Raw genomic sequence first — 22,011 nt, forward strand, 5'->3', positions numbered from 1 at the left:
TCGATTCTTTACTTGATAGGCGGCCTGCCCTCTCAGTTACGGAGAGGGCAAGGATGCTTTATACCTCAGCGGTGCCCTCGCATACGGTGACCGCACTGCCGGTCATGAGCAGTTTTTTGTCCGGCAGGACCCGGATGATAAGCTCACCGCCCCGCAGCTGGACATGGACGTCCTCTCCGGCGGGGCAGAGGCCCAGCTCGGTCAGCGCCGCCACGGTGGCGCAGGTGCCGGTGCCGCAGGCCCATGTCTCGCCGCTGCCCCGCTCCCACACCCGCATTTTCAGGTGGGTGGCGTCCACCACCTCCACGAACTCGGTGTTGACCCGCTCCGGGAAGTTGGCGTGGCGCTCGAACGCGGGGCCGATGTCCTCAAGCTTCAGGCAGTCTACATCCTCCACCACGGTCACGCAGTGGGGGTTGCCCACGCTGATGCAGGTGACGCGCCACGTCCTGCCCTCCACGGTGAGGGGGCAGTCCACCAGCGGCCCTTCGCCCATGTTCACAGCGGGCAGGGCCGCAGCCATGGCGGAGTATCCGCCCATCTCCACCTGCCAGAGCTGTGCGCCCCTGTGGGTGATGGTCTTGGTGCCGCTGTTGGTGTCGATGCGGAGCGTCTCTTTCGCAGCGCCGTGGGTGTAGAGCCATTCGGCCACGCAGCGCACGCCGTTGCCGCACATCTGCGCCTCGCTGCCGTCGGCGTTGAAGATGCGCATCCGCCCGTCCGCACCCTCCGTCACCGGGGCGCAGATGCAGATGATGCCGTCCGCACCGATGGAAAAGTGGCGGCGGGAGAGCTTCTGCGAAAGGGCCGCGATGTCCTCCGGCACGCCGCTGGTGCGGCAGTCGAGGTAGATGTAATCGTTGGCGCAGCCCTGCATTTTGGTGAATGAAAGCTTCATGTTGAAAACTCCTTTGGCCTCTCTTAACGACCTGATGGATAAAGCGGAGCGAAGCTGTGCATCGCAGCATGGGCTTTTTCATCCAGAACAGACCTGACCGGCACGCCAGTGGCTCTCCCTCTGGGAGAGCTGGCGCGCAAGCGCCTGAGAGGGCTACTATTACTATAAGAACGAACGGCGGTTCTGTCAAGCAAAAAAAGAGGCGGCAGATGGATTTCAACTGGAATTTTTGCCCGGAAAACGACCCGGAGAGAAAAACGGGGCTTGACAACAGCCATGTCATGGGATATAAAGAAAGAGAGCATTCTGCGCAGGGGGACGGCCTGCCCGCCAAAGGGGAGGCGGGGAGAGATGCCCGGCCTGCGCAGCGTGAAAATGCGAAATTAAAGCACAAAAAGGAGACCGCGATCATGGATACGTTTGAAAAGATCCGCGCACTGCTGGCAGAACAGCTGGACGTCGATCCTGCTAAGATCACGATGGACAGCGACATTATGGGCGATTTTGAGGCCGACAGCCTCGACATCGTGGATATGGTGATGACGCTGGAGGATGAGTTTGGCATCGAGGTGCCCGACGACGCCATCGAGAACCTGCGCACGGTGGGTGATGTGGTGAACTTTGTGGACAGCCACAAGGGCTGAGCAACAGATGCAGAAAAGCCCCGCATCCGCGACTCTGCACACGGCAGAGAGAGCGGCGGGGCTTTATATATGGGTTCGTGCGGAACGATGAGCGTTTGGCGCACGGCCTTGGGAGGATAAGATTAAAATGGCAAAAGACAACAAAAAGCTCGTACAGGCGATCACAAGCCAGGAGGAAAACTTTGCACAGTGGTATACCGACATCTGCGTCAAGGCAGAGCTGGTCGAGTATTCCAGCGTCAAGGGCTTCATCATCCTGCGCCCCTACGGTCAGGCCATCTGGGAGCTGATCCAGAAAGACATGGATGCCCGCTTCAAGGCCACCGGCCACGAGAACGTGGCGATGCCCGTACTGATCCCTGAGAGCCTGCTGCAGAAGGAAGGCGAGCTGGTCAATGGCTTCGCGCCGGAGGTGGCGTGGGTCACGATGGGCGGCTCGGACAAGCTGGAAGAGCGTCTGGCGGTTCGCCCCACCAGCGAGACCATGTTCTGCGATCACTGGTCCCGTGTGCTGCACAGCTACCGCGAGCTGCCCATGAAGTACAACCAGTGGTGCAGCGTCGTGCGCTGGGAGAAGACCACCCGCCCCTTCCTGCGCAGCCGCGAGTTCTGGTGGCAGGAGGGTCACACCATCCACGAGACCGCTGCCGAGGCTGAGGCTGAGACCCAGCAGCAGCTGAACTGCTACGCAGACGTCTGCGAGCAGGATCTGGCCATCCCTGTTGTCAAGGGCCGTAAGACCGATAAAGAGAAGTTCGCCGGTGCCGAGGCCACCTACACCATCGAAGCCATGATGAAGGACGGCAAGGCCCTGCAGAGCGGCACCAGCCACTACTTCGGCGATAAGTTCAGCAAGGCTTACGACGTGACCTTCACCGGCCGCGACAACCAGCTGCATCACCCGTTCCAGACCAGCTGGGGCGTTTCCACCCGTCTGGTGGGTGCGATCATCATGACCCACGGCGACGACGACGGCCTCATCCTGCCCCCGGCTGTCGCCCCCGTTCAGGTCGTGGTGGTGCCCATCGCTGCCCACAAGCCCGGCGTTTCCGAGAAAGCTGCAGAGCTGGCCGAGAAGATCAGCAAGTACGCCCGCGTCAAGCTGGACGACAGCGACAACGCCCCCGGCTGGAAGTTCTCCCAGTGGGAGATGAAGGGCGTGCCCCTGCGCCTTGAGATCGGCCCCAAGGATCTGGAGAAGAACCAGTGCGTCCTCGTCCGCCGCGACACCCGCGAGAAGGTGTTCGTCTCTCTGGACGAGCTGGAGACCGCCATCCCGGCCCAGCTGGAGGCCCTGCGCAAGGACCTGTACGAGCGCGCTCTGGCCAACCGTGAAGCCCGCACTTGGCCCGCCACCACCATGGACGAGGTCAAGGAGCTGGCCAAGGCCAACACCGGCTACATCAAGACCATGTGGTGCGGCGATCTGGCCTGTGAGATGAAGATGAAGGAAGAGGCTGGCCTGTCCAGCCGTTGTATGCCCTTCGAGCAGGAGCATCTGAGCGATGTCTGCCCCTGCTGCGGCAAGCCTGCGAAGACTATGGTCTACTGGGGCGTCGCATACTAAGCGTCAAAATAAACGAGAGCAGCCGCTTTTCCTCCGGGGAGGGCGGCTGCTCTTTTGTGCATTCTGGCAAGAAAGCAGTAAAAAATTTGTAAAAGGGGTTGAAAAATCCGCCCCAGCGTAGTATGCTGACCTAGCTGGAAAGGCAAATACATTGACAGGAGGAAACGAGACGAATGTCCGGCGACCATTTAGACCAACCCAAACAACGCTCCTCCTGCGATGCGGGCAGCAACGAATAGCTCTGCCGCGTCCTGAATGCATCTGCCCATGATACACCGCAGGAGTCCGACCAGAAGACGACGCGGTGTATTTTTATGCCCCAAAAGGGGAGGAGGAACCCAAGATGCAGAAGAAGAACTACCAGCAGGAGATACTCGACCTCATCCACAGCGGCCTGCCGCAGGCTGAGCTGGCCGAAAAGCTCTCCGATTACCATGAGAATGACCTTGCCGACGCCCTCGAGGCCCTGACGCCTGATGAGCGCCAGAAGCTCTACACCGTGCTGGGCGTGGAGCGTGTGGCCGAGATCTTCTCCTATCTGGATGACGCGGAGCCCTACCTGAAGGAGCTGCCCAGCGAGAAGGCCGCAAAGGTCGTCTCGAACATGGACTCGGACGACGCTGTGGATGCGCTGGACGACCTCGAGGAAGAGGACAAGGCCAAGATCGTCGGCCAGCTGGACAAGGACTCCGCCGAGGACGTGAAGATGCTGCTGTCCTATGGAGAAGACGAGATCGGCAGCAGCATGACCACCAACTACATCTGCATCCGGAAGGACATGACCATCCGGCAGGCCATGAGTGAGCTGGTGAAGCAGGCCGGCGAGAACGACAACATCTCCACCCTCTATGTCGTGGACGAGAACGAGAAGTTCTACGGTGCCATCGATCTGAAAGACCTCATCATCGCCCGGGCGGACGACAGCCTCGAGAAGCTCATCGCCCGGTCGTACCCCTATGTGACGGACCACGAGAAGATCAGCGACTGCATCGACCGTATCGTGGACTATGCCGAGCGTTCGCTGCCCGTCCTGAACGACACCGGAGAGCTGGTGGGCATCATCACCTCGGCGGATGTCGTCGAGCTGGTGGATGATGAGATGGGCGATGATTACGCAAAGCTGGGCGGTCTGACCAGCGAGGAGGACCTGAACGAGGGCGTGTTCGAGAGCGTCAAAAAGCGTCTGCCGTGGCTGATCGCCCTGCTTTTCCTCGGGATGCTGGTGTCCTCGGTGGTGGGCGCCTTCGAGTCGGTGGTGGCCGTCCTGCCCATCGTCATCTGCTTCCAGTCCATGGTGCTGGATATGGCGGGCAATGTGGGCACCCAGTCGCTGGCCGTCACCATCCGCGTGCTGGTGGATGAGAACCTGACCACCTCCAAAAAGCTGCATCTGCTCTGGAAGGAGATGCGGGTGGGTCTGGTCAACGGCGCACTGCTGGCGGTCATGGCGCTGGGCTTCCTCGGCTGTTATATCCACTTCTTCAAGGCATACGCTTGGGGAGAGGCCTTCCTGCTCTCCGGCTGCGTCGGCATCTCCCTCATCGTGGCGATGGTCATTTCCAGCTTGGTGGGCACCATCATCCCCATGCTGTTCCACAAGATCCACATCGACCCCGCCGTGGCGTCCGGCCCCCTCATCACCACCATCAACGACCTCGTGGCCGTTGTGGTGTACTACGGTCTGGCTATGGTCGTGCTCATTGATATGTTCCATCTGGGCTGATTTTTGAATAAGAGCAAAGGCTCCGGCGCTGCCGGAGCCTTTTTGTATATTATCGATTCTCTATCCAGTACCGCTGAGTCAGCATCCCATCCGAGGAGTCAAACATCTCATCTTCCAGTACACCGCCGTTAGACTGAATCGTCTTTGCCGAGGCGATGTTATAGTGGTCACAGCAGATGCGCACCTTGGAGATGCCGCGCTCCTTGGCCTTTTCGAGGGTCATGCAGAGCATCTGGCTGGCGTAGCCGTTCTTCCGCTCCGAGGGGCGGACGCTGTAGCCGATGTGACCGCCGTAAGCCAGCAGATAGTCGTTGAGATGGTGGCGCAGGTTGGTCATGCCGACAAGATGCTCCTGCTCGTCCAGAGCCAGATACTGGGTGGCCGGTACGAACCCGGCAGGTGTGGTGGCTGGGTCTTTCAGCTTGCGGATGTTAGCCAGCCACTGGTCGAAGTCGTCGTATTTGTCCAGCGCCGACGTGCCGTCGAGCCGGGAGCTGATGGCAAGAAATTCTTCCCGGTAGGCCATGACCTGTTCGCGGTCGCCCTCGTCCGGTTCCCGCAGGTGGAGCTTCTGGGGCGGCGTATGACGAGCCGCTGCCCGGAAGTCCGGGGCCTTCATCAGCCCGTGGCGGTTGCAGTAGAAGTAGAGTACGCCCGCACCGGTGATTTTGAAACGGCAGCTGGCGTCGCCCTCAGGGTAAAGCTTGACCAGCTGTAATTTGTCGCCGGTAAGGCAGGCGATGAAGGAAATGTAGTGGTCTTTGGTCATGGGGTGGTGGATGGTGACGAAAAGCTCATCTTCCACCCGTTCCAGTGTCAGCTGATGGTGCTCGTCGGCGTCGTCCGCCTCAGAGATGTCCAGCGGCGGCAGGGTGATGCCGCAGCAGCTCACGACAGCCTGCCCGGTGGCGTGGAGCACATTGCCGCACAGGGGGCAGACGTAGAGCTTGGAGCGAAGCAGGTTGGCGGAGCGGTTCCGGTTGACGACGGGTTCGCCCTGCATCAGCTCGAGCACGCTGACGCCCAGAGCCGCCGCCAGCGGCTCCAGCAGTGAGATGTCGGGCAGGCCGCGGCCTGTCTCCCACTTGGAGATGGCCTTTGCGCTGACGGCCAGCTTTTCGGCCAGCTCTGCCTGCGTCAGGTGTTTGGCTTCCCGCAGCTGCCGGATGGCAGTGCCGGTGACGTAAGAATCCATATAAACTCTCCTTTGTGATTGTTTCTCTCTGTCCAAAGGATACCATAGCAAAAAGCTCCACACAACCTACGCTGCGTGGAGCTTTGCTTTTTGAAATTACTCGGCTTCCTCGTCTTCGTCCAGCTCGATGCTGAAGACGGCCTTTTTCAGTTTGCCGCAGCCCTGTGCCTTCAGGCCGGATTTGTACGGCTCACCGGCCAGATAGAGGGCGAAGCGGCCCTCGCAGAGCATACCGGCGATGCTGGTGCCTGCGGTGCCGACGGTCAGGTCAGCGGCCTCGTCGGCGGGCTTGGTGGGGGTCAGCTCGCCCAGCGACACCTCGAACAGCTCGCTGCCTTCGAGGTCGGTCTCAAGGGTCAGGTGGCTGTCCCGGCGCTGGAACAGCGCCTTGTCGGAGGTCTGGGGGGTGACGGTGCTGACCGTGACCACAGCCTTGTCGCCGAGGATGCGGGTCTTGCCGGCGGGCAGGTTGTTGATGTCCCGGGCCATGATGAACTCAATGACGGCGTCAAGGTTTTCGCTCATGCCGAGGTAGTTGGGAAGATTGTTCAGGGTGTCGTAGATCATAGCGTAAGCCTCTTATTCTGCGTCTTTCGGGTCGGTCATCAGTTCCTTGATGCTGGGCACGACGCCGCCGAGGTTTTGCAAGTCGGAAGGAATGATGATCTTGGTGGCCTTGCCGTTGGCGACCTTGGCCAGCGCTTCCAGACTGCGCAGGGCCAGCACCTTATCGGTGGGCATGGCCTCGTTCAGCAGACGGATGGCGTCGGCGTTGGCCTTCTGGACGGCGAGGATGGCCTGTGCTTCGCCCTCGGCCTCGAGGATGCGCTGCTGCTTGACGGCGTCGGCGCGGAGGATGGCAGACTCCTTTTCGCCCTCAGCGGCGGTGATGGCGGCCTGCTTCTCGCCGTCGGCCTTCAGGATGACGGCGCGCTTCTCGCGCTCGGCCTTCATCTGCTTCTCCATGGCCTCCTGGATCTCACGCGGAGGGATGATATTCTTGACCTCGACACGGTTGACCTTGATGCCCCACTTGTCGGTGGCCTCGTCAAGGATGGCGGTAATCTTGCTGTTGATGGTGTCGCGGCTGGTGAGGGTGTGGTCCAGCTCCATCTCGCCGATGATGTTGCGCAGCGTGGTGGCGGACAGGCTCTCGATGGCCGCGATGGGCTGGTTGACGCCATAGGTGTAGAGCTTGGCATCCATCACCTGAAAGAAGACCACGGTGTCGATCTGCATGGTGACGTTATCGCGGGTGATGACCGGCTGAGGGGGGAAGTCGGCAACCTGCTCTTTCAGGCTGACCTTCTTTGCCACCCGCTCGAGGAACGGAATTTTAACGTGCAGGCCGGCGCTCCATGTCTCGGAATAGCTGCCAAGACGCTCGACGACGTAGACCATCGACTGGGGCACGATGACGATGTTGGTGACGACCACCAGCAGGACAACGAAGATCAGGATGAGGATCAGGAACAGCATGATAGGCATAGGGACGCTCCTTTCGTTCAGTGAGCCGCCCGGCGGGCGGTCTCGGTCAGGACAGGCTCCACGATGAGCAGGGTGCTGTGGATCTCGGCCACCCGGCAGCTCTGGCCCGGGGCGAGGGTATCGCCGGGGGTGGCACAGCGGGCGTTCCAGTCCACGCCGTCCAGCCGGACACGGCCGGCGGCCTCAGCGGAGACGGGGGTGAGCACGACGGCCTCCCGGCCAAGGGCGCGGTCGCCGTTCGTGGCGGTGGGCGGCTTGCGCAGCCGGGCACACAGGGGCTTGAGGGCCAACAGACAGAGGATGCTGACGGCGATGAACACCACCGCCTGCACCCGGAAGGACGCCACCACAAGGCAGCTGAGCAGCGCGGCCGCACTGCCCACCGCGAACCAGATGGAGACGAGATTCAGCGTCATGGCCTCGAGAACGACGAAGCCGATGGCGGCCAGCAGCCAAAAAATGGGGTCAATAGACATCAAAGCTCCCTCCTTTGCGGGTGTCTGCCCTCATTATAGAGCAAACGGACGCGAAAGTACAGAGACGAATTGTAAATAAAGCTTACTGATAATCGTAGTAGCTGTGATCCGGGTTATGGCCGATCTCTTCCACCACGATGGTAAAGCCCATGGGGTTCACCTCGGTATGCTTGCCGGAGGCCAGCGGCTCCACGATGATGTGCTCGGTGCGGTTGACGATGATCTCCGCCGTCTCGGCTTCGCCGATGCGCTGGTAGTGGAGGATGCCGCCCTCGGCCCGCAGGACGCGGAGCGCGCCGGTGCGGAAGGCTTCGCAGCTGTGGCGGAGCTGTGCCAGCTGGGCCAGCACCGGACGCAGCCGCTCCTCGTGGCTGTCCCAGCAGTAGAAGCCCCGGTTGAAGGGGTCACGGTAGCCCTGCATCCCGATCTCGTCGCCGTAGTAGAGGCAGGGGACGCCGGGCAGGGTGTAGATGATGGCATAGGCCATCCGCAGCCGGAGCATCCCTTCCTCGTAGGCGTCGCCGGTGACGCAGCGCCCGCTCTGCCATGCACGGCCCCGGCCATTGGCCGGTTCGTCGGCGATGACGGTCAGCGCCCGCTCGGTGTCGTGGGTGGAGAGGAAATTCAGGGCCGTGTCGAGGGCCGGGGCGGGGTAGTGCTCACAGAGGGTGAGGATGTCGGTCATGGTCTGCCCGGCGTCCCGGCCGCAGACGAAGCCGAGGACGGCGTTCTTGAAGGGGTAGTTCATCACGCTGTCGAGGCCTTTGCCCAGCAGGTAGGTGCGGCGCTTGTCGAAACCGAATTTGGTGGTGGCGTCCTCCCAGACCTCACCCAGCAGGAACTTGTCCGGGCTGACCCGCTTGACGGCGGTGCGCACTTTTTCGATGAAGGAGTCGGGCAGCTCGTCGGCCACGTCCAGACGGAAGCCTGCCGCGCCCCGGCGCAGCCATGTGTCGATAACGCCGCCCTCGCCGGTAATAAATTCGACGTAGGAGGGCGTTTCCTCGTTGACCTCGGGCAGGGTCTCGAAGCCCCACCAGCTGCGGTAGCCGCCCTTATACTTGGGGTCGAAGTCGTACCAGCTGCGGTAGGGGGAGCTGGGGTCGCGGTAAGCGCCGCCCTCGCCGTAGCGGCCCTCCCGGTTGAAATAGCGGCTGTCCGAGCCGGTGTGGCTGAAGACGCCGTCCAGCACGATGCCGATGCCGTACTTTTTGGCCTCGGCGCAGAGGGCCACGAAGTCCTCGTTGGTGCCCAGCAGGGGGTCTACGTTGAGATAGTCGGCGGTGTTGTACCGGTGGTTGGAGTGGGCCTCAAAGATGGGGTTGAGGTAGAGGTAGTCCACTCCCATCTTCCGCAGGTAGGGCAGCTTCATCTGGATGCCCTTGAGGTCGCCGCCGAAATAGTCCTCGTTCAGGTGGCCGCCCACCTCGTTGGGCTGCCAGAAGGGTTCGGCGTGCTTGTCGGCCTGATAAAGCCGGTCGGGGAAGGGCATGGGCTTGTTCTCCACACCCTCGCAGAAGCGGTCGGGGAAGATCTGGTAGAACACCTTGCCCTTGATGGGGGCGGGCGTCTCAAAATCGGCCTCGTAGACCGTGATCTGCCAGCTCTCGCCCTCCTGCCAGCTCACGACGCCGCAGTTGTCCGGCCCTCGGACGATGCGGCGAAAGTCGGTGTAGAGGTCGAAATAGTAGAAGTAGAGGCCCACATCGTTGAGGGTGACGTCCACCGAAAAGTGATTCTGATGGGGCGTCTGGCCGTCGAACTTCATCCGGTAGTGGACGGGCACGTCATACCGGCCCTCCTTCTGCAATACGAGGTGAGGGTCAACATAGCCCAGCTCTTCCGGGATGCAGAGGGACAGATGCACGCTCTGGCCGGCGCGTACCGCGCCGAAGGGCTGCTTGAAATAGGGGTCGAAGCTATTGAACAGACAAGGCAAAAAGGATCGTCCTTTCTCAAAAAAAGCCCCGGGCAGCGATGCCACGGGGTTTTTGTTTTATGGCTTGAGTTAGAAGACCGCCGCAGGGCTTTCCCCGTAGGACGGATACTGAAATCGACTGCCAATGGCTCCCTCTTTGGGGGAGCTGGCAGCACGAAGTGCTGACTGAGAGGGCTTATTTCACAGCAGAAGCGTGCCAGATGTCGCGTGCGTAGTCCAGAACAGCACGGTCGGCGCTGAAGATGCCGCTGTTGGCGATGTTCTTCAGGCTCATCTTAGCCCAATGCTCACGGTCGGCGTACAGGCGCTGCAGGTCGGCCTGTGCACGGCGGTAATCCTTGAAGTCGGCCATGACCATATAGGGGTCGCTGCTGCGCAGGTTCTCGGTGACTTCGTGGAAGTTCTCGCCGTTCCAGCCGCGCTCGAGGAAGTTCAGCGCAGCATTTGCGACGTCGTCGCCCATGATGAAGGCGTTGGGGTGGTAGCCCACCTGCTTGAGGTTGTTGACCTCGGGCGTCAGCATACCGAAGATCAGCTCGTTCTCTTTGCCGGCAGCGTCTGCGATCTCGACGTTTGCGCCGTCCAGAGTGCCCAGCGTGATGGCGCCGTTCAGCATGAACTTCATGTTGCCGGTACCGGAGGCCTCAGTGCCAGCCAGAGAGATCTGCTCAGAGACCTCGGCGGCGGGCATCAGATGCTCGCTCAGGGAGACGCAGTACTCTTCCAGATAGACCACGCGCAGCTTGTCGCGGACGGCGGGGTCGTTGTTGATGAGGTCACCCAGCTTGCAGATCATGCGGATCATCTGCTTGGCCATATAGTAGCCGGGGGCAGCCTTTGCGCCGAAGATATAGGTCTTGGGGATGAAGTCGGCGTTGGGGTTCTCCTTCAGGTACAGGTACTGAGCGGCGATGTTCAGCGCATTCAGGTGCTGGCGCTTGTACTCGTGCATCCGCTTGACCTGACAGTCGAAGATGGAGTTGGGGTCGATGGACTGACCGGTGCTCTTCTCGAGGTAAGCGGCGAAGTTCTTCTTGTTGTCCAGCTTGATCTCGTTCAGACGCTTGAGGACGGTCTTGTCCTCGGCGAACTTGTTCAGCTTGGACAGGTCGGAGGCGTCGTGTTTGTAGCCGGTGCCGACGGTCTCATCCAGCAGCTTGCACAGCTCGGGGTTGGAGGCCAGCAGCCAGCGGCGGTAAGCGATGCCGTTGGTCACGTTCTTGAAGGCCTGCGGCTTATACAGGTAATAATCGTGGAAGACGCTCTCCTTGATGATCTCGCTGTGCAGCTTGGAGACGCCGTTGATGCTGTTGGCGGTGTAGGCGCAGATGTTGGCCATGCGCACCTGATTGTCGCCGATGAGGGCCATATAGTTGATCTTGCCCTGATCGCCGGGGAAGGCTGCCTCCAGCTTCTCGCGGGCGCGGCGGTCCATCTCGGTCACGATCTGGTAGATGCGGGGCAGAGTCATCTTGAAGATGTCCACGTTCCACTTCTCCAGAGCCTCGGCCATGACGGTGTGGTTGGTGTAGGAGAAGACCTTCTGGCAGATGTCAAAGGCCTTGTCCCAGCCGAAGCCGCACTCGTCCAGCAGAATGCGCATCATCTCGGGGATGGCGAGGGTCGGGTGGGTATCGTTCAGCTGGATGGCCACCTTGTCGGGCAGGTTCTCAAGGGTGCCGTAGGTGGACAGGTGGTTCTGGACGATGTCGCCGATGGAGGCAGCAGACAGGAAGTACTGCTGACGCAGGCGGAGGATCTTGCCCTCGACGTGGTTGTCGTTGGGGTACAGCACCTTGGAGATCAGCTCGGCGCTGGCGTTCTTGCTCATCGCGGTGTTGTAGTTGCCCAGAGAGAAGCTGGACATATCGAAGTCGGGCGCCTTGGCCTGCCACAGGCGGAGCTCGGCCACGCCCTTGCCGTCGTAGCCCTGAACATACATATCAGAGGGGATAGCCATGACGCTGTTGTAGTTGGTATGCTGGATATAGTGGAAGCCGTGGTCCCAGTTCTCGTGGATCTCGCCGTCGAAGCGGATCTCCACAGCCTGATCGGGGTGGCTCTTCAGCCAGACCTGACCGCCGGGCAGCCAGTTGTCGGCGCGCTCCTGCTGCCAGCCGTCCACGATCTTCTGCTTGAAGATGCCGTACTCGTACAGGATGGAGTAGCCGGTGCCGCAGATGCCGGTGGTGGCCATGCCGTCGAGGTAGCAGGCAGCCAGACGGCCCAGACCGCCGTTGCCCAGACCGGCATCCGGCTCTTCCTCATAGATGCTGTCCAGACTGATGTCAGCCTCGGCCAGAGCCTTCTGGGCGGCCTCGTTCAGGCCCAGATTGAACAGGCTCATCTTGAGGCTGCGGCCCATCAGGAACTCCATGCACAGGTAGTAGACCTGCTTGGAGCCGGTGCCGATGGCCTTGGACTGGAACTTCTTATGGTTCTCGCTCATCATCTGGCGGCAGATGAGGGCCAGAGCGCGATAGATCTGCTGATGAGATGCAACGCTCAGGTCCACACCATACTCACTGGTGAGCTTGTCCTGAAGAATTTTTGCAAATTCTTTTGTAGTCATAAATGAACTCCTATCCGCACGAATGCTTAAATTTTTTGAATTAGTACGGTGACAGGGCATTTCTCCTCTATTCCCTCGCCCCATGCATAACCATATGCCACTGATATTATAATCGCTTCAGGTGTGGATTGCAAGAAAAAGAGACCATTTTTGCCGTATCTGACATTTTTTTAGCAATGTTTCTGACAAATATGCCAAAAATTCAAAAATAGCACTTTTTCTCGCGCACTATTTATATTATAATAAAGGGAGATAAGGGCCGCGTTTGCCCCGGAATGCGCCGGTTCGGGCGGGTAATTCGGGGACAAACTCCGCCAATAATGAAAAAGCCGCAGCAGAATGCTTCCGCAGGGGGTCAAAACTACGTCCGGGAGTCCCGGAAATGGCTGGAACTGACCGGAAATGACCGCCCGGCGGGGCGTGTGCCGCGCAAAGTGAGGACAACATGGTAAACAAAGTGAGAGTGACCATTGCAGGCGCACCTTACGCCATTGCAACGACCGATACCGAGAACTACATCACCGCGCTGGCCAAGAAGCTGGATGACGACATCACAAAGCTGCTGGACGGCAACGCCAACCTTTCTGTGACCAAGGCGGCGGTGTTCTGCGCCATGGACTATCTGGACGAGTACCGCAAGAGCGCAGGCAGCGCCGAGAATATGCGCAGCCAGATCCAGGACTACATCGCCGACGCCGCGAAAGCAAAGCTGACCTCCGACAAGGTCAAGGCGGAGAATGAGGTTCTCAAACGGGAGAACGCTGCCCTGCGGGAGCAGCTGGCGAAGCTCCAGAAGTGAGCGGTATATCATTATAATATAGGTATAAAAGGAGAGCTATGTCAAAGATCGAGATCCTTGCCCCGGTGGGCAGCGAAGAAATGCTCCGTGCGGCGGTGTTCAGCGGCGCGGATGCGGTATATCTGGGCTTTTCCGGCTTCAACGCCCGCACCGGTGCGGGCAATTTTGACGCCGACAGCCTGAAGGAGGCCGTCCGCTTCTGCCACGCCCGGGGCGTGGCGGTCCATGTGGCCCTCAACACCACCGTCTACGGCGGCGAGCTGAACGGGCTGGCCGACGCAGTGCGCGCGGTAGCCGCCAGCGGTGCGGACGCCGTCATCTGCCAAGACCTTGCAGTGGCGAAGCTCATCGGGGACATCGCGCCCCAGCTGCCCCGCCACGGCTCCACCCAGATGAGCGTCCATACGCTGCAGGGCGCGCTGGAACTGAAAGAGCTGGGCTTTGCCCGGGTGGTGCTGGCCCGTGAGCTGAGCCTGCCCGAGGTGGAGCACATCACCAAGAACTGCGGCATCGAGACGGAGTGCTTCGTCCACGGCGCCCTCTGTATGTGCGTCAGCGGCCAGTGCTATATGTCGGCCTTTCTGGGCGGACGAAGCGGCAACCGCGGCTCCTGCGCCGGACCCTGCCGCCTGCCCTTCGAGGCCAACGCCCTGCCGGAGGGCAAGCCGGGCCGGCTGCATCACCTGTCCCTCAAGGACAACTCCGTCATCGACAAGCTGGACAAGCTGCAGGCCATCGGCGTGGCTTCGGCGAAGATCGAAGGCCGTCTGCGGACGCCGGAGTATGTTGCGGCTGCCGTCAGCGCCTGTCTGGCGGGCCGCGAGGGCCGCGCCTACGACCGGGACCTGCTGAAGAATGCCTTCAGCCGCTCCGGCTTCACCTCCGGTTATCTGGACGGAAAGATCGATGGCACGATGTTCGGCGTCCGCAGCGAGGCCGACGCCGAGCTGACCAAGAAGACCCTGCCCGCCCTGCGGGAGCTGTACCGCCGGGAGCGCTCCCGCGTGCCGGTGGAGATGAAGATCGAGATCGAGGAGGGCGGCGAGAAGCTGACCGTCACCGACGGCACCAACAAGGCCTTCGCCTACGGTGACGCTGAGCCGCAGCCCGCTCGCACCGACCCCACCGAGAGCCTGAGCCGCAGCCTGAGCAAGACTGGCGGCACCCCTTTCGCGGCGGAGAAGATCGATGTGGAGATGGACGGCGGGCCGTGGTTCGTGCCGGGCAGCGCCGTCAACGAGCTGCGCCGTGAGGCGCTGGATGCCCTGCTGAAAAAGCGGGAGACCCTGCGCCCGTGGCCGGTGAACGAGGTGGAGCTTCCGCCTCTGCCCCTGCGCACCCTGCCGCCCCATCGCACCCTCCGCGCCCGGTTCGAGCGCTGGGAGCAGGTGCCGGAACAGGCCCTGAGCGGAGTGGAGTACCTCATCCTGCCCATCGGGCAAGCCGACCGCGTCCCCCGCGAGTGGCGGGAAAAGACACTGCTGGAGCTGCCCCGGGTCATGTTTGGTGCACTGGAGGAGGACACCGCCCGCCGCATCGCGGCCACGCAGGACGCGGGCTTTGCGGGCTATGAGGTGAGCAACATCGCCCACCTGCGGCTCTGCCGGGGTCTGCCCATGACCGGCGGCTTCGGCCTCAATGTCACCAACAACCTCGCGGCCCAGTATTATGCCGACCTCGGCCTTGGCTCGGTGCTCATCCTGCCCGAGGTGAAGGACAGCGACATCAGCACCATCGCGCCCACCCACGAGGGCAGACCTGTCCCCACCGGCGTCATCACCTACGGCCATATGCCGCTGATGGTCACCCGCGCCTGCCCGCTGCAAAATATCCACGACTGCGCCCACTGCGACAAGACCGGCCTGCTCACCGACCGCAAAGCGAAAAAGTTCCCGGTGCGGTGCGGGCTGGGCGTCCGTACTATTTATAATCCGGTGCCCATCTATATGGGCGACAAGCCCGGTGCGCTGACCGTGGACTACGGCGTGGCCTACTTCACGCTGGAAAGCAGGGAGGAGGCTGCTGCCATCCTCGACAGCATCCGACAGCACGCACCCTTCGAGGGAGAGTTCACGAGAGGACTCTATTTCAAGGGGACGAATTAAAGAGGTATACTATGGAACCCATTACTGTAAAATACAAAGTGTTAGACTCCCGGGCCAAGGTGCCCGCCTACGCCACCTCCGGCTCTGCCGCCGCCGACCTGTGCGCCGTGCTGGATGAGCCGCTGACCGTCCAGCCCATGCAGCGGGTGCTGGTGCCCACCGGCCTTGCCATCGAGCTGCCCGGCGCACACGCGGTGGCGCTGGTCTATGCCCGCAGCGGCCTGTCCATCAAGCACGGCCTTTGCATGGCCAACGGTGTCGGCGTCGTGGACAGCGACTACCGCGGCGAGCTGAAGGTGCCGATGGTCAATCTGGGGACGGAGGCCTATACCATCCAGCCCGGGGAGCGAGTGGCTCAGCTCTGCATCGCACCCGTGTATACAGCGGTTTTCGCGCAGGCCGACGCACTGGAGGAGACCTCCCGCGGCGAGGGCGGCTTCGGCTCGACGGGGAAATAAAAGGAGAACAGCATGGACCTGATCTTGGCCTCCGGCAGTCCGCGCCGGAAGGAGCTTCTGAGCTTATATACGACGGATTTCACCATCTGCGTGAGTGATTTCGACGAGAGCACCGTCACGGCGGACACCCCGGCCCGGCTGGTGGAAAAGCTGGCGCGGGGTAAATGCCTCGCCGTGGCAAAAGACCATCCCGGCGCGGTGGTGCTGGGCTGTGATACCGTCGTGGACGTGGGCGGCGAAGTTTTCGGCAAGCCCCACAGCGTGGAGGACGCCAAGCGGATGCTCCGCGCCCTGTCCGGTGCCACTCACGAGGTGCACACCGGTGTCTGCGTGTCGGACGGCCTGCGCACCGAGAGCTTTGTGGACAGCTGCAAAGTGACCTTTTTCCCCATCCCGGAGGAGGAGATCGACGCCTACACGGCCACCAAGGAACCCTATGATAAGGCCGGCGCTTACGCCATTCAGGGCCGCGCCGCCCTCTGGCTCGACCGGCTGGAAGGGGATTACTACACCATCATGGGCCTGCCGGTCAGCCGGACGGCCCGCCTGCTGGGCCGATTCTGATGCGGGACGCAGAAAAATGAAAAAACTCGAAAAAGTTTGCGGAAATGCTTGAGAAAAGCGCGTCTTGCGGCTATAATAAATACGTGTTATTCTGCGATGGGCTGCCGACTGGTCTGGGAGGGCGGCTCTGCATTTTGGAATAGACCTTGGAAATTCGTAAGGAGAGATAGAGAATATGAGCTTGTTTTCAAAGGATGTTGGAATCGATCTCGGTACGGCCAATACCCTCGTTTACATGAAGGGCAAGGGCATCATCATGCGTGAGCCTTCCGTCGTGGCTGTGGACACCAAGAGCGACGAGGTGCGCTGCGTGGGTGCCGAGGCAAAGGCCGTCATCGGCCGCACCCCCGGCAGCATCGTGGCGGTCCGCCCCTTGAAGGACGGTGTCATCGCTGATTTTGACATCACCGCCAATATGCTGGAGACCTTCCTGAAGAAGGCCTGCGGCAACAGCATGTTCTCCCGCCCCCGGGTGGTCATCTGCATCCCGTCGGGCGTCACCGAGGTGGAGCGCCGCGCGGTGCGGGAAGCTGCCCTGAAGGCCGGTGCCCGTCAGGTGTCGGTCATCGAAGAGCCGATGGCAGCGGCCATCGGTGCCGGTCTGCCCATCAGCGAACCTACCGGCAGCATGATCGTGGACATCGGCGGCGGCACGGCAGAGATCGCCGTCATCTCTCTGGGCGGCATCGTGGCCTCCCGCAGCGTCCGGATGGCGGGCGATATGTTCGATCAGGCGATCATCGCCTTTATCAAGCGCAAGTATAATCTGCTCATCGGTGAGCGCACCGCTGAGCAGATCAAGATCGAGATCGGCTCGGCCTACCCGATGGAGTCCGAGATGACCCTCGAGATCAAGGGCCGCAATCTCGTGGACGGCCTGCCCAAGAATGTCATCGTCCACTCGGAGGATGTCCGTGAGGCCCTGTTGGAGTGTCTGGTCAAGATCACCAGCGCCATCAAGGAGACGCTGGAACGCACGCCGCCTGAGCTGAGCGCCGACATCATCGACCACGGTATCACCCTGACCGGCGGCGGCGCACTGCTGCGCGGCCTCGACAAGCTCATCGAGAGCGAGACCGGCATCGACGTCCATGTGGCCGAAGACCCGCTGGACTGCGTGGCCAAGGGCGCTGGCGCTGTGCTGGATCATGTGGACGTCCTGCATGATGTTCTGGATACCGACGGCGGTCATATGTAAGCTCTGGCTGTGCCATTTGCGGCGGCAGGCCGGGGAAAAGACCTTTGCGCTGCTGCGCCGCAGAAGATGAGACTTTGAGCGCGGATGGCACGGCTGTCCGCGCTTTTTTGCAGATTCGGAGGGGAGCCCGTCTTGAAGGATTTTTTTGACACATGGAAATTTAAGATACTCATCGCCATCGCGGTCTTCCTTGTGGGCATCATGGCCTATGCAGGCGCGAACGGCCGCCTCACCGCCGCCCCGCAGGAGCTGCTGAGCGTGGCGGTGGCCCCGTTCCAGCGGGCGGCGGCGAAGCTGAGCGGCGGGGTGGCCTCCCTGTGGGAGAACTACGCCGACATCGACGCCATTCTGGAAGAGAACAAGACCCTCACCGAGGAAAACGCCGCCCTCCGCGCCCAGATGGTGGACTACGACAAGCTCAAGGCGGAGAACGAGGCCTACAAGGCACTGACCAACATTCAGGAGCAGCACCCCGAGATGAGCTACACCTCCTCCTTCGTCATCGGCCGCGACCCGCTGGACTCCTTCTGGGGTTTCACGCTGGACCGGGGCACATTGGACGGTGTGGCCGTCAACGATGCGGTCATCAGCGACGAGGGCTATCTGCTGGGCGTGGTGCGGGAAGCAGACCTCACCAGCTGCAAGGTCATGACCATCCTGCACCCCAGCTTCAACGCCGCGGGCGTCGTGTCCCGCACCCGGGACAACGGCATCATCACCGGCAGCGCCGAATATGCCGCCGACGGCCTGTGCGTCCTGACCAACCTCGCCCGGAGCACGATGAGCAAGGCGGGGGATCAGATCATCACCACCGGTCTGGGTGGGGTGTTTCCGCCGGATGTGCTGGTGGGCGTCATCAAGGAGCTGACCCCCGAGGCCAGCGGCAAGTCCATGCTGGCAGTCATCAAGCCGGGCGCAGACCCCCGCACGGTGCGCCATGTATTCATCATCACCAGCTACTGAGGAGGGTCGGAGATGGAATCTCGCCGCAAACGCAGCCGCAGCCAGATGCTGAAATGGGGCTGCTATATCCTCCTGCTGGTAGTCTGCACCGTAGTGCAGACCACGCCGGGGCTGTTCCAGTTCGGGGCTGCAAAGCCGCTCTGGCTGCTGCCGCTGGGTCTGGCTGTATCCGCCCTTGAGGGCGAGTTCGCCGGGGCCATCTTCGGCGCGGTGTGCGGCCTGATGTGGGACTACACTGCCGGCCGCACGGTGGGGATGCTGGCGCTGGAGATGATGATCCTCTGCTTCGGGGTATCGGTCATCGTCCAGCTCTACCTGAAGGATACCCCTTCCAACTTCGTGCTGCTGGCTGTGGGGGGCGCACTGCTGGTGCTGGCCGCAGACTGGCTGTTTTTCTACTATATGCCGGGCTACGCAGGGGCAGCGGAGCGCTTCCTCTGGGCCGTGCTGCCGTCGGCCCTGCTCACAGCCCCGGGGAGCTGGCTGCTCCACCGCGCCGTCCAACGCATCAGCGCGGAATTCAAGATCGATAACGGCGTGGTGTGATGCCAGACTCCGCCGGAAGGAGAACGGATGAATCAAGACGAACACAAGATCATGGTGCGCCGGATGGCTGCGCTCATCGCCGTAGCCTCGGTGCTCATCGCGGTGTATGTGCTGCGGCTGATCTTTCTGCAGCTGGTCAACGGGGAGAGCTTCAAGGCGCAGGCGACCAACACCACCGACTACAACTTCACCGTCACCGCCGCCCGCGGCGACATCGTGGACAGCGCCGGACGCCGCATCGCAGCCAGCACCACCAGCTACAATGTGGTACTGAGCAAGCTGCTGATGGGAGACGAAGACCTCGACACCATGCTCCAGAAGGTCGTAGAGCTGCTGGAAGCCCACGGTGAGAGCTGGAACGACTCGCTCCTCATCGGGGAGCCGGATGCGGCGGGGCACTACAGCTTCACCGCACAGGCTGACAGCACCAGCGACCAGAAGGCCCTTGCGGCCATGAAGGACTCGCTGGGCTTGCAGCAGTACGCCACCGCCGACGACGTGATGGAAAAGCTGGTGGAGGATTACAAGCTGGAAAATTACTCACTCCATTGGCAGAGAGTGCTGGGCGGCATCCACTATGAGATGCAGCAGCAGGCGTTCTCTAACGTCAACAACTTCGTCATGGCTGAGAATGTCAGCGAAACGACGGTAGCGACCATCAAGGAGAACAGTCTGACGCTGCCCGGCGTGGAGATCGTGGAGACCAGCACCCGCAGCTACGACGAGGGGGACATCATCCCCCATGTGCTGGGCCGCGTGGGCAAGATCACCGCCGAAAAGTGGAAGGTGACGGACGAGAACGGTCAGACCACCTACCCTCTGCGGGAAAAGGGCTATAATATGAACGACATGATCGGCGTGTCGGGCCTTGAGGCCGTCTACGAAGACGAGCTGCGGGGCAGGGACGGCGTCGAGACCATCACCCGCAGCTCGGACGGCGTCATCGTGGGTACGGCCATGACGACGGTGCCGGAGCCGGGCCATACCGTCCAGCTCACCATCGACAGCGCGTTCCAGCAGGCCGTGGACAAGGCGCTGGCCAAGAACATCGAGATGATCAACAGCACCTACAACACCGGAAGCTCGGCCAAGGCCGCTGCCGGTGCGGTGGTGGTCATCAGCACCAAGGACGGCAGCGTGCTGGCGGCCTCCAACTACCCCAGCTACGACCAGAACCTTTTCGCCACCCAGTACAGTGAGTACAGCGCAGACCCCGGCCTGCCGCTGCTCAACCGCGCCCTGCAGGGCCTGTACACCCCCGGCTCCACCTTCAAGCCCGCCGTGGCGGTGGCGGCGCTGGACGCCGGCGTCATCAACCGCTTTTCCACGGTCTACTGCAACGGTGTGTATACCTATTATGATACCTACCGCCCCAAGTGCACCCGCCACGGCCATAGCGGCAACATCGACGTCATCACGGCCATCAAGTGGAGCTGCAACATCTTCTTCTACGACGTGGGACGCCGCACCACCAGTGACGTCTACGACGCCTACGCCTACAAGATGGGCCTCGGCGTCCGCACCGGCGTGGAGGTCAACGAGGCCACCGGCCGCCTGACCACCAAGAACGACTCCAACTATACGGCCTCGCTGGACGTTCAGGCGGCCATCGGTCAGGGCAACACCGTCGTCACCCCTGTTCAGCTGGCCACCTATGCCGGTACGCTGGCCAACCGGGGCATCCGCTACCGCACCCACTTCGTCAAGGCCATCCTTGACACCAACACCGGCGAGGTGCTGCAGGAGACTCAGCCCGAGGTGATGGACGTCATCGAGGACCGGGGCGACACCTTCGACCTCGTGAAGCAGGGCATGATCGGCGTGTCGGAGACGGTATCGGGCCTGAGCAATTACCCCGTCACCATCGCCTGTAAGACTGGTACCCCGCAGCGCAGCGAGACGTACTACGTCGGCAGCACCCGTAAACACTACACCAACACCATGATGATCGCCTACGGCCCGGCGGAGGACGCCGAGATCGCGCTGGGCATCGTCATTGAGTACGGCGGCGGCGGTGCCCGCGCAGGCAACCTTGTGGCTGACATCTTCAACGCCTACGCTGCCCTGAAGGAGGGGACCCTGACCGTGGAAGAGCCGGAGGCAGACAGCGCTTCGGATGCAGCCGTGGACGGGCAGGATGCGCCGGAGGCCGTGGGAAACGGCGACGCCCCCGCAGACCAGCCCGCCGCCTGAGCGATGGTGCGTGGATTTGGCAGAAAGTTATGAAAATTTGGGACTTTTGGCTGAAAAACAGTTGTAAAAAGACGGAAACTGTGATACTATGATATGTGCAAGATGATTGCCCCGGACAGGGGAATGGGAAAAGGAGAGGTTGACCGATGACGATTGCACTGATTGCGCATGACTCCAAAAAAGAGCTGATGGTGCAGTTCTGTACGGCATATTGCCGGATTTTGAGCCAGCATAAATTGGTGGCCACCGGTACGACCGGCAAGATGATCGCCGAAGCCACCGGCCTGCAGGTGCAGCGTTTTCTGGCAGGTGTCCAGGGCGGTGATCAGCAGATCGCGTCCCGCATCGCCTGCAATGAGGTCGATCTGCTGCTGTTCTTCCGAGACCCCATCAATGCAAAGCCCAGCGAGCCGAACGAGATGACCCTGCTGCGTCTGTGTGATGTGCACAATATCCCGCTGGCCACCAACATCGCCACTGCGGAAGTCCTCATTCACGGCCTTGAGCGCGGCGACCTCGACTGGCGCGACATCGTGCATCCCCAGAACTGATGAAAAAATGAAATCCCCCGTGCGGCACAGCTGCACGGGGGATTTTTTGACGCTTCTGTCTGGGATAAAGGCGAAACTTTATGGAATGCCAAGGCCTCCCCTCGGTAGGGGAGGTGTGACGCCGCAGGCGTG

19 protein-coding genes are annotated in these 22,011 nt (G+C 61.5%); 12 read left to right on the forward strand and 7 right to left on the reverse strand.

The genetic code is table 11. The annotated features are described in order from the left end of the window. Positions 1-58: 58 nt before the first annotated feature. A complete protein-coding gene (dapF, locus tag LKD23_RS02945) occupies positions 59-898 on the reverse strand; it encodes a diaminopimelate epimerase (RefSeq protein WP_227620280.1) in 840 nt (279 codons plus the stop codon). A gap of 410 nt (positions 899-1,308) precedes the next feature. Between dapF and acpP the strand changes: the two genes are divergently transcribed. The 3 genes from acpP (at position 1,309) to mgtE (ending at position 4,832) form a co-directional block, all read left to right on the forward strand. Then, positions 1,309-1,542 carry an acyl carrier protein gene (gene acpP, locus LKD23_RS02950; RefSeq protein ID WP_227620281.1) on the forward strand — a complete coding sequence of 78 codons (234 nt, stop codon included), beginning with the start codon at positions 1,309-1,311 and terminating at the stop codon, positions 1,540-1,542. Positions 1,543-1,669: 127 nt separating this feature from the next. Next, the gene (gene proS, locus LKD23_RS02955; RefSeq protein ID WP_227620282.1) at positions 1,670-3,109 is read left to right on the forward strand and encodes a proline--tRNA ligase; all 1,440 of its coding nucleotides are present in this window, start codon (positions 1,670-1,672) and stop codon (positions 3,107-3,109) included. A 343-nt stretch (positions 3,110-3,452) separates the two neighbouring features. After that, positions 3,453-4,832 carry a magnesium transporter gene (mgtE, locus tag LKD23_RS02960; protein WP_227620283.1) on the forward strand — a complete coding sequence of 460 codons (1,380 nt, stop codon included), beginning with the start codon at positions 3,453-3,455 and terminating at the stop codon, positions 4,830-4,832. A 49-nt stretch (positions 4,833-4,881) separates the two neighbouring features. Here mgtE and LKD23_RS12955 read toward each other — a convergent pair whose 3' ends face one another. From LKD23_RS12955 to LKD23_RS02995, 6 genes are all read right to left on the reverse strand, one after another. Then, a complete protein-coding gene (locus tag LKD23_RS12955) occupies positions 4,882-6,027 on the reverse strand; it encodes a GNAT family N-acetyltransferase (protein WP_349138472.1) in 1,146 nt (381 codons plus the stop codon). Positions 6,028-6,123: 96 nt separating this feature from the next. Beyond that, positions 6,124-6,594, reverse strand: coding sequence for a YhcH/YjgK/YiaL family protein (locus LKD23_RS02975; RefSeq protein WP_227620284.1), 471 nt, complete (start codon positions 6,592-6,594; stop codon positions 6,124-6,126). Between the two features lie 12 nt (positions 6,595-6,606). After that, positions 6,607-7,515, reverse strand: a complete 909-nt coding sequence (locus LKD23_RS02980) for an SPFH domain-containing protein (RefSeq protein ID WP_227620285.1) — start codon at positions 7,513-7,515, stop codon at positions 6,607-6,609. A 17-nt stretch (positions 7,516-7,532) separates the two neighbouring features. Continuing rightward, on the reverse strand, positions 7,533-7,991 hold the full coding sequence (locus LKD23_RS02985; protein ID WP_227620286.1) for an NfeD family protein: 459 nt from the start codon (positions 7,989-7,991) through the stop codon (positions 7,533-7,535). A gap of 82 nt (positions 7,992-8,073) precedes the next feature. Next, positions 8,074-9,930 carry a glycoside hydrolase family 13 protein gene (locus LKD23_RS02990; protein ID WP_227620287.1) on the reverse strand — a complete coding sequence of 619 codons (1,857 nt, stop codon included), beginning with the start codon at positions 9,928-9,930 and terminating at the stop codon, positions 8,074-8,076. Positions 9,931-10,105: 175 nt separating this feature from the next. Continuing rightward, positions 10,106-12,502: a glycogen/starch/alpha-glucan phosphorylase gene (locus LKD23_RS02995; protein WP_227620288.1), complete on the reverse strand. Its 2,397-nt coding sequence runs from the start codon at positions 12,500-12,502 to the stop codon at positions 10,106-10,108. A 445-nt stretch (positions 12,503-12,947) separates the two neighbouring features. Here LKD23_RS02995 and LKD23_RS03000 point away from each other — a divergent pair, with 445 nt between their 5' ends. The 9 genes from LKD23_RS03000 (at position 12,948) to mgsA (ending at position 21,879) form a co-directional block, all read left to right on the forward strand. Further along, entirely contained in the window at positions 12,948-13,301 is a 354-nt protein-coding gene (locus tag LKD23_RS03000) for a cell division protein ZapA (protein ID WP_227620289.1), read from the forward strand. A gap of 38 nt (positions 13,302-13,339) precedes the next feature. Beyond that, positions 13,340-15,406: a U32 family peptidase gene (locus tag LKD23_RS03005; protein WP_227620290.1), complete on the forward strand. Its 2,067-nt coding sequence runs from the start codon at positions 13,340-13,342 to the stop codon at positions 15,404-15,406. An 11-nt stretch (positions 15,407-15,417) separates the two neighbouring features. Next, the gene (gene dut, locus LKD23_RS03010) at positions 15,418-15,864 is read left to right on the forward strand and encodes a dUTP diphosphatase (RefSeq protein WP_227620291.1); all 447 of its coding nucleotides are present in this window, start codon (positions 15,418-15,420) and stop codon (positions 15,862-15,864) included. A gap of 12 nt (positions 15,865-15,876) precedes the next feature. Beyond that, positions 15,877-16,428 (forward strand): Maf family protein, encoded by a 552-nt coding sequence (locus LKD23_RS03015; protein WP_227620292.1) that lies wholly within the window; start codon positions 15,877-15,879, stop codon positions 16,426-16,428. 175 nt (positions 16,429-16,603) lie between these two features. Beyond that, the gene (locus tag LKD23_RS03020; protein WP_227620293.1) at positions 16,604-17,626 is read left to right on the forward strand and encodes a rod shape-determining protein; all 1,023 of its coding nucleotides are present in this window, start codon (positions 16,604-16,606) and stop codon (positions 17,624-17,626) included. 132 nt (positions 17,627-17,758) lie between these two features. Further along, the gene (gene mreC, locus LKD23_RS03025; protein ID WP_227620294.1) at positions 17,759-18,589 is read left to right on the forward strand and encodes a rod shape-determining protein MreC; all 831 of its coding nucleotides are present in this window, start codon (positions 17,759-17,761) and stop codon (positions 18,587-18,589) included. Positions 18,590-18,601: 12 nt separating this feature from the next. Next, positions 18,602-19,135, forward strand: a complete 534-nt coding sequence (gene mreD / locus LKD23_RS03030) for a rod shape-determining protein MreD (protein ID WP_227620295.1) — start codon at positions 18,602-18,604, stop codon at positions 19,133-19,135. Between the two features lie 27 nt (positions 19,136-19,162). Further along, the gene (locus LKD23_RS03035; RefSeq protein ID WP_227620296.1) at positions 19,163-21,328 is read left to right on the forward strand and encodes a peptidoglycan D,D-transpeptidase FtsI family protein; all 2,166 of its coding nucleotides are present in this window, start codon (positions 19,163-19,165) and stop codon (positions 21,326-21,328) included. A 146-nt stretch (positions 21,329-21,474) separates the two neighbouring features. Then, positions 21,475-21,879: a methylglyoxal synthase gene (gene mgsA / locus LKD23_RS03040; RefSeq protein ID WP_158405691.1), complete on the forward strand. Its 405-nt coding sequence runs from the start codon at positions 21,475-21,477 to the stop codon at positions 21,877-21,879. The last annotated feature ends 132 nt before the right edge of the window (positions 21,880-22,011 follow it).

It is taken from the genome of Faecalibacterium butyricigenerans (assembly GCF_020687345.1).
GTDB lineage: Bacteria > Bacillota > Clostridia > Oscillospirales > Ruminococcaceae > Faecalibacterium > Faecalibacterium butyricigenerans.

Excerpts from the sequence above, each read along its gene's own strand:
- dapF (WP_227620280.1), bottom strand. The coding sequence starts at position 898 with ATGAAGCTTTCATTCACCAAAATGCAGGGCTGCGCCAACGATTACATC.
- acpP (WP_227620281.1), top strand. The coding sequence starts at position 1,309 with ATGGATACGTTTGAAAAGATCCGCGCACTGCTGGCAGAACAGCTGGAC.
- proS (WP_227620282.1), top strand. The coding sequence starts at position 1,670 with ATGGCAAAAGACAACAAAAAGCTCGTACAGGCGATCACAAGCCAGGAG.
- mgtE (WP_227620283.1), top strand. The coding sequence starts at position 3,453 with ATGCAGAAGAAGAACTACCAGCAGGAGATACTCGACCTCATCCACAGC.
- LKD23_RS12955 (WP_349138472.1), bottom strand. The coding sequence starts at position 6,027 with ATGGATTCTTACGTCACCGGCACTGCCATCCGGCAGCTGCGGGAAGCC.
- LKD23_RS02975 (WP_227620284.1), bottom strand. The coding sequence starts at position 6,594 with ATGATCTACGACACCCTGAACAATCTTCCCAACTACCTCGGCATGAGC.
- LKD23_RS02980 (WP_227620285.1), bottom strand. The coding sequence starts at position 7,515 with ATGCCTATCATGCTGTTCCTGATCCTCATCCTGATCTTCGTTGTCCTG.
- LKD23_RS02985 (WP_227620286.1), bottom strand. The coding sequence starts at position 7,991 with ATGTCTATTGACCCCATTTTTTGGCTGCTGGCCGCCATCGGCTTCGTC.
- LKD23_RS02995 (WP_227620288.1), bottom strand. The coding sequence starts at position 12,502 with ATGACTACAAAAGAATTTGCAAAAATTCTTCAGGACAAGCTCACCAGT.
- LKD23_RS03000 (WP_227620289.1), top strand. The coding sequence starts at position 12,948 with ATGGTAAACAAAGTGAGAGTGACCATTGCAGGCGCACCTTACGCCATT.
- LKD23_RS03005 (WP_227620290.1), top strand. The coding sequence starts at position 13,340 with ATGTCAAAGATCGAGATCCTTGCCCCGGTGGGCAGCGAAGAAATGCTC.
- dut (WP_227620291.1), top strand. The coding sequence starts at position 15,418 with ATGGAACCCATTACTGTAAAATACAAAGTGTTAGACTCCCGGGCCAAG.
- LKD23_RS03015 (WP_227620292.1), top strand. The coding sequence starts at position 15,877 with ATGGACCTGATCTTGGCCTCCGGCAGTCCGCGCCGGAAGGAGCTTCTG.
- LKD23_RS03020 (WP_227620293.1), top strand. The coding sequence starts at position 16,604 with ATGAGCTTGTTTTCAAAGGATGTTGGAATCGATCTCGGTACGGCCAAT.
- mreD (WP_227620295.1), top strand. The coding sequence starts at position 18,602 with ATGGAATCTCGCCGCAAACGCAGCCGCAGCCAGATGCTGAAATGGGGC.
- LKD23_RS03035 (WP_227620296.1), top strand. The coding sequence starts at position 19,163 with ATGAATCAAGACGAACACAAGATCATGGTGCGCCGGATGGCTGCGCTC.
- mgsA (WP_158405691.1), top strand. The coding sequence starts at position 21,475 with ATGACGATTGCACTGATTGCGCATGACTCCAAAAAAGAGCTGATGGTG.